Raw genomic sequence first — 12901 nt, 5'->3', positions numbered from 1 at the left:
GACCAACCGCCCCAGGCAACCTTTACTTCAGGCTGTCGACTACCGGCGGCCTGCCTACTGCCGATGCACTCACAGCAAATGCATCCCCCTGTGTTCCTTGTAGTCCAAGGTTGGCACCATTGCTTGGCAAAGCTGCTTGCAAGCGGGTGAATACATCGTCGAGCAATGCCTGGCGACGGCGATACATCGCCCGTTTCTTTGCCGGAATGTCGGCCTCGGCACGCTGCGCCGGCGCCAGTGGCAGGCTGTAGAAATCGGCATGCTCCGAAGCGCTGGCACCATGCTCCTGCCAGATAGCGTCGTAGTTGGCCGCCAGCTCCTGGCCCTTGTCACGGCCAAAATAAGCGTGGCGGTGATGCCGGCTGGCATCGTTCACGGCATACAACCGGGCAACCCCCAACGTTCTGGCCAGGCACTTCAACGCCTCCAGCAGCAAGCTGCGCGGGCGCAACCCCTCGAAGTCTTTGGTCAGGTCGCGGTAGATGGCCAGCGAGGTGTCGCTGTCGATGCCTTTATGGATACCCTGCACTGCGCCGATGTACAAACCGATGCCGGCCGGCCCCTGGCACAGGGTGAACGCCAGGGATGCCACACGCAGGTCACCCTGGAACAGGTTGAGCACCAGCTCGCCTTCGCGCTTGAACCAGATCGGCCGGTCGAGCACCAGGCAGCAGCCCGGCGAATAGCTACCCAGGTCACACAGGGCAAGGCTGTCGTCCCGGCCCAACAGCAACAGCCCAGGAAAATGCCGGGCCACCAGCTCGAAGTGCGAGGCCACTGCATCGAGGCGCTGCGGCGCCTCCCAGCGCTGGCTGATATAGGGCCATTGCACGACACCGATGCAGTCAACGCCCAGCCGCTGCAACCCCGGCTGGCCCAGCGCCGCGGTCAGGCGCTGCATGAAGGTGTCCAGCTGCGGCCAATGCCTGGCCATCTGCAGGCTCAACTTGTACTTGTTGTGCAATGCCCGCAACGAGTAACCGGGTTGCAGGGTAAACACGCTTTTCACGAGGGTGCCGAGCATCATGGGCCTCTCTCACTTGTACTCGATCAAAGCCGCTTTGCCAGCCGCCAGGCGGTGGCGCAGAAACTTCAGCTGGCCGAGCATTTCGGGGAACTTGCCCAGTACCAGAAACACGGCCTGCAGCCAGTTTTCGCGCGGCGACCTGTTGCCCCGCTGCGCCAGGCGCATGGCCTGCAACGGGTAGATCAACAACAACCCCAAGCCCCAGCCGCCCACCAGCAGGCAGGCCAGCACGATCAACACGGGAATGCCCAGGCCCCACACCCAGGCCCGGCGCGACTCGCGCAACCAGTGCCGCTCGGGAGGCTGCCCGTGCAGATAGGCGCCCTCGGCGTAGGCATGCCCGGCACGCAGGCTGCGCCGCCACCATTGGCTGAACCGGGTCATGTCGGCGTCGTGCAAGGTCATCTCGGCATCCAGGCGCCAGATTTTCCAGCCCTTGGCGCGCAAGCGCACGCACAGCTCCGGCTCTTCCCCGGCGATCAGGTCAGGGCGAAAACCGCTCACGGCGACGAAAGCGTCTACCCGCATCAACGCGTCACCGCCGCAGGCCTTGGCCTCGCCGATCGGGGTGTCCCATTCCAGGTCGCACAACAGGTTGTACACCGAGCGCTGCGCGAAGCGTTCGCGGCGCCGGCCACACACCACCGCCACCGCGGGGTGTGCGGCCAGAAACGCCTGGGCGGTGGCCAGCCAGCAGGCATCCACTTCGCAGTCGCCATCGACGAACTGCACCCAGTGCATGGCGGGCAGCAACCGCTGCAACACGGCAAAACCTTCGTTACGCGCCCTTGCCGCGGTGAACGGGGTGCCCATGTCCAGCGCCAGCACCTCGACGCCCAAGGCAGCGGCCAGTTGTTGCGAACCGTCGCTGGAGCCCGAGTCGACATACACGACCTTGTCAGCCCCATGGGCCAACGAGCGCAGGCAGCGCTCCAAACGCTGGCCCTCGTTGCGGCCAATGACCACCACGCCGGTCTGCATCGCCAAGGGCCTCACTCGACCGCCGCCGGGGCGACCAGGTGCCGGGCCTTGATGACTGCCGGTACGCCGACAGCCAGGGAGTTATCTGGCACATCCACCAGCACCACGGCATTGGCACCAATGATCACGTTGTTGCCGATGCGAATGCTGCCCAGTATCTTGGCGCCCGTACCTATATCGACGTTGTGGCCGAACACCGGGGCGATGGGCTCGTCGACATTTTTCAGGCCCACTACCACGCCATTGCGGATGCGACAGTCGTCGCCGAACCGGGCGTAGCCGCTGACCACGATGCCACCGAAATGGTCGATGACGAAATTGCGGCCGATCACCGCCTCGCAGGGCAGTTCCACCCCGGTGATGATCTGCACGAACTTGAACAACACCTTGTACACCAGTGAGCACAGCTTGCGCAGCAGCGCCGGGCGCACGCCGTAGCGCCAGCGGCCGAAGCGGTACACCAGCAATACCCAGAAGCCCTGGGCGCCCCAGTCGCCACCATGGGCCCGCAGGTCGGCGCGAATATTCTCGAACATGACGGTAGCTACCTTGTCGGTTGGCTGGCGTAACGGGTCTGCAACAGCAGTGACCAGGTCGCCCGGCAATGACGCCAGCAGGCCTGTATCGCGCCCCGGCCGCGTCGTTTCAACAGCGCTTTGAGTGCCAGCACCAGGTCGCCCACGGTCACCAGCAGCATATGCAACGCCAGCCCGGCCAAGCCATGGTGCTTGCGAAAATACAGCAGCTCGCTCTCGATCTGGTAGGCGGAAATCTGCCGGCTGGCAGCTTCCAGCTCGGTGACTGACTTGGAGCTTTCACCCCCTATGTGGACCACCGTGGTATGTGGGTAGAACACCACTTTCCAGCCGGCCTGCTTGACCCGCTTGCAGTGGTCGACTTCCTCGTAATAAAGAAAGTAGCGCGGATCGAACAGGCCTACCTGGTCCAGCACTTCGCGGCGTACCAGGTAGAAGCACCCGGGCAACCAGTCGCATTCGCGGACCGAAGCGTGGTCCCAGTCCATGTCGTCGACCATTTTCAGCCCAGGGAACAGGCGCCCCAGGCCGGTACGCCCGACGAAGACGTTCAGCGGCGTGGGAAAATAGCGGCAGCTGGGTTGCAGGTCACCCTCACGGCCTTCGAGGCGTACCCCCAGCACACCGCAGTCCGGGTGGGCATCCATGTAGTCGAGGGTTTTTTGCAGGGAATCGGCAGCCACGAACGCATCGGTGTTCAGCAACAATGCATACTTGCCTTGCAGGTGGGCCAGCAACTGGTTGTTGGCACGGCCAAAACCTACGTTGTGCTTGTTGCTGAGCAACACTGCCTCTGGGCATACCTCGGCCATACGCTGCAGCGAGTCGTCGACGGAGGCATTGTCCACCACCAGGTAACTGGCCAGGTGTTCGCTGCCTGCGCGGCGCAAGGCATCGAACATTGGCTGCAGCAACCCGGCGGTGTTGAAATTGACCACCATCACGTCGACCGGTTTGCTAGCCATTATTGCCATCCCCGAAGAAGTACTGGCGCCTCTGCGCCATCAGTTGCGGCTCAACCGTGGGGTCGTAGGCGCCGTCGCGCTGTTTGATCAGGTCGATCCACGGGTAGGCTTCGCAGCGTGCCTCGACTCGTTTGACCAGCGCCTCGGTGGTGCAGATGAACACGGCCGGGTTGCCGCCGTAGACGGTGCCCGGTGGCACGTCCTTGGTGACCACCGCCCCTGCCGCGACGATGGACTCGGGGCCGATGGTCACCCGCGGCATGATGATCGCACCGTGGCCGATGAAGCAGTTGTCCTTGATGTCGATGAAACCGACCGAATCAAGGTGTTTGCCAAACCGGTGTTCGATCAGCAAGACCACCCCGTCGTGGCCGATCAACGTGCAGTCGGACAACCCCACGCTGTTGCCGATACGCACCAGTGACGGGTCGAGGAACTTGCAGCCGGCATTGACGAAGAAATTGTCGCCTACCGAGTGAAAGTTGCCCCAGCGTTTGAGGTAGGCGCCCCACTCCAGCCCCGACGGCCTGCAGAACCGGCGGTAGAACGTGCCTCCGCGCCCGGTTGCATGTGCGTAATGTGCCACTGCCTTGCGTATCCATCCCATCATCCTTCCTGGCCTCGCGATCAATACGGCTCGAATGCCCTGAGGCGATGCGGTCTCGTTCTTCTAGATGCTGACCACTACGCACTCAACCTGTGTACAACATTGTTCACGCGGCGGCGCCGCTTTCCGTCCTCATCTTCGCGTCAAGGTGGTCGGCCAGCCGCACGGCGAACTGCAACAGCGGCATGGTCGGGTTGGAGGCGCCGCCCTTGGCAAAAATACTGCTGCCGGCGACATACAGGTTTTGCGTGCCGAATACCCGGCAGTTGCCGTCCACGACGCCCGTTTGCGCTGACGCGGCCATGCGCGTGGTGCCCATGTGGTGGGCATGGGGCGCCATTTTCAGCGGTATCGAGGTGTCATAGACAAACTCGTTGAGTTTGACGAAGCCCAGGCCCGTGTCAGCGAACTGCTTGGCCAGCTCGGTACCGATGCACTTGATGGTGTGGCGGTCATCGGCACTGAGCACCCAGTTCACGCTGACCTTCGGCACCCCCAGCGCGTCGTGCTCGTCGAGCAGCGAAATGCGGCTGTGCAGGTTGGGGAACTGCTCGATCATGGTACTGATCACGCCGTCACCGGGGCAGCTGAACTTGGCCACGAACTCGATCTTGCTGGAAATCCCCATGTCGCAGGCCAGGTTCTCGAGAAAATGCTTGACCTCGGCAGTGCGGCCATAGGTTTGCACATCGGCCAACAAGGCTGTGGTGACGTTGCCTTTGCCGGCCTGGTATTCGGCGAGGAAGGCATCGGTGGTGTAGTACTGGCGCGGCTCCGGGTCTTGCCCGGACTTGAGGATGAAGGTGCCCATCTCGATGTTCAGGTGCTCCATGAAGCACGCGCCAACCAGGCCTTCCTTGTTGACCACCCCCGCAGCCACCAGGGACTGGCTGTTCAGCAACTGTCGGGCATTCTCGATGGCCCCCGTGGCCAGGATGAAGTTGCGGGCCACCAACCGCTGGCGATTGCGCTGGTAGTCCGACAGCACCACCGCCGCCAGGTGGCCGGATGCCTGGTCGAATTCCAGGTCCACGCAGTTGCAATTGATGAACAGGTCCAGGCCCTTGGTCTGCTCCAGCGCCGTGGCGTATTTCTGGGCAAAGCGGGTCGGGGTGCTGAGCAGGAAACGGTCAGCTTCGAAGTCGCCACCCTCGAGCGCGGTGTTCAGTGCCCGAAAATCTGCCCCGGCGGGCAGGTCGACGATATCCATGGCCACCGGCAGGTAGGGCTCGATCTCCGCATAGGCAATCGGCCAACCCGGCAACTCACCCGGTGGGGCCACAGCGAAGTCGGAAGCCGTGAAGGGCCGACACCGGCCGGCCCAATGGTTGGACGTGCCGCCCAGGTAACGCAGGCGGGTTTCCTCGGCATACAGCTCCAGGCCGGTCGAGGGGCAAGCGTACAGGGCTTGCGAATGCGGGGCGTACTCACGCCCCCCACCTTCGGCCAGCAACACGTTCCAGCCGGCTGCCGCCAGGCGCAGGCCAAGGGTGATCCCCGCAGGGCCAGCCCCGATGATGCAGAAATCGTAGTTGTCGCGCAGCGTCTTCTGCTGCTCATAGTCCTGGATCATGCTGGCTGGTTCCGAAAATAGCCGGACGGCAGTACCCAGCCGTTGATCACCACGAACCCTGGCTTTTCAACCGGTTTGCCAGCAAACACCGCCGTGGCGCCGAACGCCGCGCTGCCCACGCCCAGCAGCACGCAACTCTGGAGAAAGCCTCTACGACCCAACTGCGCAGTACAAAAAGTGAGCTTCCCCATGATCCTGTGACCTGTCCCCATGAAAGTTACACCCAGCACGCAGCCCTACAGCCAGTTGAAGAAGGCCGTGAGCAACGCCCCGCACAGCGCCCCCACCAGCAGCATCGGTAGCACCACCAGCTCACGTTTGAGGCTGAAGATGCCCAGCTTGCGATTGACATGAACAACCAGTACCAGCGTCGGCACCGTGTGCAGGGCCACCCCCCAGATCGCCCATTGCACACCTCCCAGCGCCAGCAACAGCGGCAGGAGCCCCCACAGCGAAACCAGGCGGATGATGTTGTCCATGGCCTGGTACTTGGTGAGGCCCAACGCAATCCATACCTGATGAGCCAAGGTATAGCGCAATACGATGAAGGACAGCGAAAGAATCGCCAGCATTTGGCCAGCTTCCTGGTAGCGGTCATCGTACATCCAGCCAATCAGCAGTGGGCTGGCTGTGAGGAAGCCCCCGCAAATGAACAGCACCAGCAGGTCGACCAGCAAACGGAAGCGGTAATACAGGGTCTTCAGCCGCGCTTTGTCGTCGGCCCTGGCCGCCTCGCTGAACGCTGGCAGCGCCACGGCGCCGACGATCTTCATCAGCGCCGTCTGAACCGCGCCAAGGATGAGCACGGCAATGGAGTACACCCCCAATTGCGCCGCCGACATGCTGGCGCCAAACCAGATACGGTCACCGTACATGGCCAGTACCCCAACCATCGACGACAACAGGATCCAGCGGCCGAACACGATCAATTCGGTGAGTGCCGTACGGTCCCAGCGCAAGTGGTTGCGCGGGCCCTCCAGCGCGGTGTGGCCCAGCACAGTCCAGGCCACCGCCGAGACCAGGCCCGCGATGACCAGGGCCCAGATCGAGTGGGTCAGCACGCCCAGTACCAGCATCACCACCAGCCCGGCCAGTTGCGAGGCCAGGTCGACCAGCACCACGCGCTTCTGCTGGAAGGTACGCACCGCAACATCGATCTTGGTGGATTGGAAGCCCCATATCAGCGCCGACAGGCCGGTAACCGCCAGCACCATCGGCAGCACAGGGGCGGCATAGGTGGAGTCTGCCGGCCACAACTGCTGGTACTGCGCCACCCAGGCCGCCAGGGCCAGCAGCAGCGTCAGGGCGAACAGCACGAAGCCGCGGATGATCTGCACGGTCCACGCCGTATTGAGAAAGTCCGGGTCGTCGCCACGGTGGCTCTGGATGATGTTCTGGCGCAGGCCAACATCGGACAGCAGATGCAGGAGGACCGAAACGGTGGTGGCGATGACCATGACGCCGAACATTTCCGGCAGCAACAGCCGCGCCATGATGAGGTTGCCGCCAAGGCGCATGACCTGTGAAGCCACCTGCGAGACCAGGTTCCACGACCCGGCCCGCATGGCCCGCTTGCGCAGGCTCGCGGAGGCTGACACATCAATCGACGGCATGAATTCATTCTCTGACTGATTGGCTAAAAGTCACTATAGTTTCAATTAGCCACGATGCTAGTGCCCTGGCACGGAACTCAGCGCCTCACTGCCTGGCGGCGTCTTGGGAGCCCGGCCGGCGTTGCCACTCGCCCGAAGACAGTGTAGTTCCGCGACAGGGCAGCCGCCGTTTGCCCACCGAAGGAAAGGTGCACATAGCCGATGCCTGAACATTTTCGTGCGTTGATCGTCATTCTGTTTCTGGCGAGCGTGGTCTTCCTGTTGGCGCGGCGGCCGGCCACCGACCTGATTCCGCTCAGCGATTACAAGCGCCGGCGCAATTTGTGGTTCCTGCTGACCGTGCTGGCGTTCGTCTCGCACAGCTTCTGGCTGTACCTGGGCGCGGGTGCGGCCATCCTGTTGCTGGCACGGCGCCGCGAGCACAACCCCATGGCGCTGTTCTACATGCTGTTGTTCCTGATCCCGCCGGCCTCGGTGCAAGTGCCGGGGTTCGGCGTTGTCAATTACCTGGTCGACCTGAACCACATTCGCCTGCTGACGCTGTGCGTGCTGCTGCCGGCTGCGCTGGAGCTACGCCGGCACCCCGACAGCGTGCGCTTTGGGCGCACCTGGGCCGACCGGCTGCTGGCCGCCGGGCTGGTGCTGATGAGCGTGCTGTACCTGCGCGAGACCACCCTGACCGATACCTTGCGCCAGGCCCTGTACCTGTATGTCGACGTATTCCTGCCGTACTACGTGGCGAGCCGTGGCCTGCGCCAGCTCAGCGACTTCAAGGACGCGATGCTGGCGTTCGTGCTCACCTCCTTCGTCATGGCCCTGATCGCGGTTGCCGAATACGTGCGCCACTGGTTGCTGTACAGCGCCTTGGTCGACGCCATGGGCGTGCCTTGGAGCATGTCCGGCTACCTGAGCCGTGGCGGCGCCCTGCGCGCCAGTGTCACCACCGGCCAGGCGATTGCACTGGGCTATGTGATGAGCGTGGCGATTGGCCTGTTCCTGTTCGTGCAGGGTTACGTGCAGCGGCCCTTGCACAGGGCCATGGGCGCCCTGCTGCTGGCGGCCGGCCTGTTCGCGCCGTTGTCCCGTGGGCCGTGGATTGGCGCAGTGGTCATCGTGGTGGTGTTCATCGCGCTGGGCAAAGGTGCGGTCAGGCGCCTGGCGCTGCTGGGGGCGGCCGGCATGCTGACGCTGCCGTTGCTGACGGTGGTGCCGGGCGGTGACAAGGTGCTGGACCTGCTGCCCTACATCGGCAATATCGAAAAGGAAAACATCACCTACCGCGAGCGGCTGATGGACAACTCGTGGATCGTCATCCAGCGCAATCCGCTGTTCGGCTCGTTCGACTTCCGCAACACCCCGGAAATGCAGGCGATGATCCAGGGTGAAGGCATCATCGACATCGTCAACACCTACATCAACCTGGCACTGCGCGTGGGGCTGGTCGGGCTTGGCCTGTTCGTGGCGTTCTTTGCCGTGGTGCTGCACGGTATCCGCAAGGCGATGCGCAGCTTCCCGGACAAGGACGACGAACGACGACAGCTCGGCCGCGTGTTGCTGGCAACGCTGATCGGCATTCTGGTGATCATCTTCACCGTCAGCAGCATCACCTTCATCCCCGTGGTGTACTGGTCGATCGCCGGTCTGGGCGTGGCCTACACCCAGATGGTGCGGCGGCTGCATGCCAGCCCCGCGGTGGCACTGGCCGAACCCGACCTCCAACCCAGGTAATGTTCATGAATGCGCTCGCCCTGCGTGGTTTCATCCGCCTTTCGGCCTTCGCCAGCCTGGCCTTGCTGCCATTGCCGGGCTGGGCGTCTGCCTGGCAGGTCAGTGTCGACGAGCACACTGGCCTGCCCACCGTAAGCCGTGGTGGCGGCCCGGTGATGAAAGCCAAGTTCGATTTCTGGGCCGCCAACTGGAGCTGGACCGGCTTCTACACCGACCTCAAGGTCAACGGGCCGTACCACTACACCCTGCTGGGCAAGAACAAGGAGCTGGACTTCGACCTGGCCGCGGATATCCGCAAGGAGCAGGCGCAAACGCTGAGCTGGACCTTCGACCTCGATGCACACAGCCGCAAGGCCGGGGTGATGGGGGGCGGCATGGTGTTCCAGTTCGACCCTGCGCAGGTCACCGGGGCCATGGGCGCCCCGCAATTGCTGCCAGGCAACCGCGGCTGGTGGTGGGGCAACGCCGAGCAGGGCCGGCGCATCGAAATGCGCTTCGAGCCCCCCTTGGCCAAAGTGTATTTCGAGCGTGGCAACCCGTCTGAGCTGCGCGCGTTTCTGTACCAGGACCCGATCACTGCCGGCAAGCAACAGCTCAAGGCCGTGCTCAACCTGACCGGGGACATCGAACTCGCACCCACCGCCACCGAACGCTTCGGCCTGGCCGACCCGGCCAGCTGGCCAGACGACCAGTTGGACTGGCGCAGCGCGCCGGTAGACTTGTCGTTCCTCAATGCAGCAGAAAAACCCGCTGGCAAGCGTGGCTTCGTCAAGGCGGTCGGCGAGCAACTGGTGTTTGCCGACAACACCGCCGTGCGGTTCTGGGGCACCAACCTGTCGGCCTATGCGTTGTTCAAAAGCCCCGACGAGGAGATCCGCCAGCAGGCCAAACGCTTGTCGGCCCTGGGTTTCAACCTGGTCCGCCTGCATCATCACGATTCACCCTGGGTCAGCCCCAATGTGTTTGGCGACGGTACCTTGGTGCGCGACACCCAGCAGCTCAGCGCCGAATCGCTGCGCAAGCTGGACCTGTGGATCAAAGCACTCAAGGACGAGGGTATCTACATCTGGCTGGACATGCATGTGCAGCGGGCGCTCACTGCCAACGACAATATCGAAGACTTCGACGAATTGGCCAAAGGCGAAGCGCGCATCGACCTGAAGGGCTACGCCTACGTCAACCGCAGTATCCAGCAGGCAATGAAGCGCTTCGCCGAACAGTACCTGTCCCACGTCAACCCTTACACGGGGCTGGCCTACAAAGACGACCCGGCGATTGCCGCCGTGCTGATCACCAACGAGAACGACCTGACTCAGCACTACGGCAATGCCCTGATGCCGAACAAGGATGTGCCGCGCCACAGCGAACGCTACATGGCTGCCGCCAAGGCCTTCGCCAAACAGTACGACCTGCCCGCCGACCTGACTTGGCGCGCCTGGGAGCATGGGCCATCGAAGCTGTTCCTCAACGACCTGGAGCAGCGCTTCAATACCGACATGATCGCCCACCTGCGCAGCGTGGGCGTGAAAGTGCCGATCGCCACCACCAGCACCTGGGGCGGCAACGGCCTGAGTGCGCTGCCGGCACTGAGTGTTGGCGATGTGATCGACGCCCATAGCTACGGGGACATGGGTCAACTGGAGAAAAACCCGCTGACCAGCGACGGCATGATCGACTGGATCGGCGCCGCCCAGGTGGTCGGCAAGCCACTGACCGTCACCGAGTGGAACGCCGAGCCGTTCCCGCTGCCAGACCGTCACTCGCTGCCACTGTACATGGCCGCTACCGCCAGCCACCAAGGCTGGGACGCCCTGCTGCAATATGCCTACAGCCAACAGGCGTTCAACCCGGGTTGGCGCACGGCAGACAACTGGCACGCCTACAACGACCCTGGCATGCTCGCCACCCTGCCCGCTGCCGCCCTGCTCTACCGCCGCGGCGATGTGAAGCCGGCCACTACCGACTATGTGTTCGCCCCGACGGCAGCCACCCTGTACAACCAGGAAATCACCCCGCGCAATTCACCACTGCTGCGTACTGCCATGGAAAAGGGCCGCTTGCAGATCGCCCTGCCGCAAACGCCGCAACTGCCCTGGTTGAAACCTGCTGCCATCCCAAGCGGCGCGCACGTGCTGCAAGACCCCGATGAATCGCTGCTGCCGGCGGATGCCAGCGAATCGACCACCGACACGGGCGAGCTCAGGCGTAACTGGCAACAAGGCCTTTACACCATCGACACGCCGCTCACCCAGGCTGCCACCGGCTGGCTGGGGGGGCGGTCGATCAGCCTGGGCGCTGTGCAGGTGCAGGCGACTACGCCCTATGCCAGTGTCGTGGTGCAGAGCCTGGACGACAAACCGCTGGGGCAGTCGCGGGACCTGCTGGTGTCGCTGGGCACCCGGGCCATGCCCAAGCCCGATGACAAGACACCGTTCAATGTCGAGCCGCTGGAAGGCCGCCTGACCATCCAGGCGCCTGCCGGCCTGAAGCTGTACGCCCGCGATGCGCAGGCGCAGTTGAAGGCGCTGCCTGTGGCCTACGACAACGGGCACTACACCCTGTCCTTCGACGGCAGCTACATGTCCAACTGGCTGTTCTTGAAATAGGGCACATGGCCATCTACGCTCGATTCACTGCGTCGCTAAAACAGCAGGTCACAGGGGGTGCGCATGAAATGCCTGGTTGTCGGTGGCGCCGGCTACATTGGCTCACACATGGTCAAGCACCTGCAGGGCGCCGGCCATGAGGTGGTGGTGGCGGACCTGGTTTCACCTGGCCCCGGGGTTCAATGGGCCAAGCTCGACATTGCCGACGAAGCCGCACTGGATGTGTTGTTCGGTGTTGTGCATTTCGACGCGGTGTTTCACTTTGCCTCGTTCATTCAAGTGGGTGAATCGGTCAGCGCACCCGGCAAGTATTACCAGAACAATGTGGCTGCCACCCTTGCGCTGCTGCAGGCCATGGTCAACGCCGGCATCAAGTACCTGGTGTTTTCGTCGAGCGCTGCGGTGTATGGCAACCCGCTGTATGTGCCTATTGACGAAGCGCATGGCAAACAGCCAATCAACCCCTATGGCTTGAGCAAATGGATGGTCGAGCAGATTCTCGAGGACTTCGACCGTGCCTATGGTTTGAAGTCGGTTTGCCTGCGTTACTTCAACGCTGCCGGGGCCGACCCGGAGGGCCTGTTGGGTGAGCGGCATGAGCCGGAAACCCACCTGATCCCTTTGATCCTGCAGGCGGCATCGGGGCGGCGCGAAGCCGTCACGGTATTTGGCCGCGACTACGACACCCCGGACGGCACCTGTATTCGCGATTATGTGCATGTGTCGGACCTGGCCACGGCGCATGCGTTGGCGGTGGACTACCTGCTGGCGGGTGGGGAGCGTACTGCGTTCAACCTGGGCAATGGCCTGGGCTTTTCGGTGCAGCAGGTGATTGATACCGCGCGTGGGGTAACCGGGCGGCAGATCGACACACTGGACGCCCCCCGCCGCGCCGGCGACCCGCCGCGGTTGGTGGCCGATGCCAGCAGAGCGCTGCAAGTGCTGGGCTGGCGGCCGGAGTTCGCCGCGCTGGAGCAGATCGTCCGCCATGCGTGGCAGTGGGAGTTGCAGTACCCCTGGGCCATACGCCAGGGGCGATAGCCGTGAACAGCACGGGCCGCATTTGCTCCACAGTCGTCGCTAGCCACAGCGACACCGCCCGTTGAGGAGCAACTGTCTTTCTGAAAATTTGAAAAGCCTGCGCTATTCATTGTGGGAGCGGGCTTGCCCGCGAAGCAGGCGACGCGGTGTCTGGCACCGGCTGCGCCGGTGTTCGCGGGCAAGCCCGCTCCCACAGTAATTTGTGGGCGCGGGTTCACCCGCGG

Annotated in this window: 11 protein-coding genes; 3 read left to right on the top strand and 8 right to left on the bottom strand. The window is 63.4% G+C overall.

Annotated elements, in window-relative coordinates:
- Window positions 1–22 precede the first annotated feature (22 nt).
- From FPB55_RS11340 to FPB55_RS11305, 8 genes are all read right to left on the bottom strand, one after another.
- Window positions 23–1027, bottom strand: coding sequence for a VirK/YbjX family protein (locus FPB55_RS11340; protein ID WP_144188172.1), 1005 nt, complete (start codon window positions 1025–1027; stop codon window positions 23–25).
- A 9-nt stretch (window positions 1028–1036) separates the two neighbouring features.
- Window positions 1037–2014 (bottom strand): glycosyltransferase, encoded by a 978-nt coding sequence (locus tag FPB55_RS11335; protein ID WP_144188170.1) that lies wholly within the window; start codon window positions 2012–2014, stop codon window positions 1037–1039.
- A gap of 5 nt (window positions 2015–2019) precedes the next feature.
- Window positions 2020–2544, bottom strand: a complete 525-nt coding sequence (locus FPB55_RS11330; protein WP_144188168.1) for a serine acetyltransferase — start codon at window positions 2542–2544, stop codon at window positions 2020–2022.
- An 8-nt stretch (window positions 2545–2552) separates the two neighbouring features.
- On the bottom strand, window positions 2553–3509 hold the full coding sequence (locus FPB55_RS11325) for a glycosyltransferase family 2 protein (RefSeq protein ID WP_054905466.1): 957 nt from the start codon (window positions 3507–3509) through the stop codon (window positions 2553–2555).
- The gene (locus FPB55_RS11320) at window positions 3502–4119 is read right to left on the bottom strand and encodes an acyltransferase (RefSeq protein WP_009682743.1); all 618 of its coding nucleotides are present in this window, start codon (window positions 4117–4119) and stop codon (window positions 3502–3504) included. Before FPB55_RS11320 ends, FPB55_RS11325 begins: the two co-directional genes overlap by 8 nt.
- A 103-nt stretch (window positions 4120–4222) precedes the next feature.
- Window positions 4223–5689 carry a GMC family oxidoreductase gene (locus FPB55_RS11315; protein ID WP_009682742.1) on the bottom strand — a complete coding sequence of 489 codons (1467 nt, stop codon included), beginning with the start codon at window positions 5687–5689 and terminating at the stop codon, window positions 4223–4225.
- Window positions 5686–5880 carry a hypothetical protein gene (locus FPB55_RS11310; RefSeq protein ID WP_029885430.1) on the bottom strand — a complete coding sequence of 65 codons (195 nt, stop codon included), beginning with the start codon at window positions 5878–5880 and terminating at the stop codon, window positions 5686–5688. Before FPB55_RS11310 ends, FPB55_RS11315 begins: the two co-directional genes overlap by 4 nt.
- A 45-nt stretch (window positions 5881–5925) precedes the next feature.
- Window positions 5926–7302 carry an oligosaccharide flippase family protein gene (locus FPB55_RS11305; protein WP_009682740.1) on the bottom strand — a complete coding sequence of 459 codons (1377 nt, stop codon included), beginning with the start codon at window positions 7300–7302 and terminating at the stop codon, window positions 5926–5928.
- A gap of 201 nt (window positions 7303–7503) precedes the next feature.
- Between FPB55_RS11305 and FPB55_RS11300 the strand changes: the two genes are divergently transcribed.
- From FPB55_RS11300 to galE, 3 genes are all read left to right on the top strand, one after another.
- Window positions 7504–9030, top strand: coding sequence for an O-antigen ligase family protein (locus FPB55_RS11300; protein WP_054881814.1), 1527 nt, complete (start codon window positions 7504–7506; stop codon window positions 9028–9030).
- Between the two features lie 5 nt (window positions 9031–9035).
- Window positions 9036–11636 (top strand): cellulase family glycosylhydrolase, encoded by a 2601-nt coding sequence (locus FPB55_RS11295; RefSeq protein WP_047149880.1) that lies wholly within the window; start codon window positions 9036–9038, stop codon window positions 11634–11636.
- A 63-nt stretch (window positions 11637–11699) separates the two neighbouring features.
- The gene (gene galE / locus FPB55_RS11290; RefSeq protein ID WP_009682736.1) at window positions 11700–12677 is read left to right on the top strand and encodes a UDP-glucose 4-epimerase GalE; all 978 of its coding nucleotides are present in this window, start codon (window positions 11700–11702) and stop codon (window positions 12675–12677) included.
- Window positions 12678–12901 lie beyond the last annotated feature (224 nt).

Source organism: Pseudomonas sp. BJP69, assembly GCF_007633355.1.
Lineage (GTDB): Bacteria > Pseudomonadota > Gammaproteobacteria > Pseudomonadales > Pseudomonadaceae > Aquipseudomonas > Aquipseudomonas juntendi.
This window is presented reverse-complemented; position numbering and strand designations above follow the sequence as displayed.

Bases quoted from the DNA above. Each gene is read 5' to 3' on its own strand.
- FPB55_RS11330 (WP_144188168.1), bottom strand. From the start codon at position 2,544: ATGTTCGAGAATATTCGCGCCGACCTGCGGGCCCATGGTGGCGACTGG.
- galE (WP_009682736.1), top strand. From the start codon at position 11,700: ATGAAATGCCTGGTTGTCGGTGGCGCCGGCTACATTGGCTCACACATG.
- FPB55_RS11340 (WP_144188172.1), bottom strand. From the start codon at position 1,027: ATGATGCTCGGCACCCTCGTGAAAAGCGTGTTTACCCTGCAACCCGGT.
- FPB55_RS11305 (WP_009682740.1), bottom strand. From the start codon at position 7,302: ATGCCGTCGATTGATGTGTCAGCCTCCGCGAGCCTGCGCAAGCGGGCC.
- FPB55_RS11295 (WP_047149880.1), top strand. From the start codon at position 9,036: ATGAATGCGCTCGCCCTGCGTGGTTTCATCCGCCTTTCGGCCTTCGCC.
- FPB55_RS11325 (WP_054905466.1), bottom strand. From the start codon at position 3,509: ATGGCTAGCAAACCGGTCGACGTGATGGTGGTCAATTTCAACACCGCC.
- FPB55_RS11310 (WP_029885430.1), bottom strand. From the start codon at position 5,880: ATGGGGAAGCTCACTTTTTGTACTGCGCAGTTGGGTCGTAGAGGCTTT.
- FPB55_RS11320 (WP_009682743.1), bottom strand. From the start codon at position 4,119: ATGATGGGATGGATACGCAAGGCAGTGGCACATTACGCACATGCAACC.
- FPB55_RS11300 (WP_054881814.1), top strand. From the start codon at position 7,504: ATGCCTGAACATTTTCGTGCGTTGATCGTCATTCTGTTTCTGGCGAGC.
- FPB55_RS11315 (WP_009682742.1), bottom strand. From the start codon at position 5,689: ATGATCCAGGACTATGAGCAGCAGAAGACGCTGCGCGACAACTACGAT.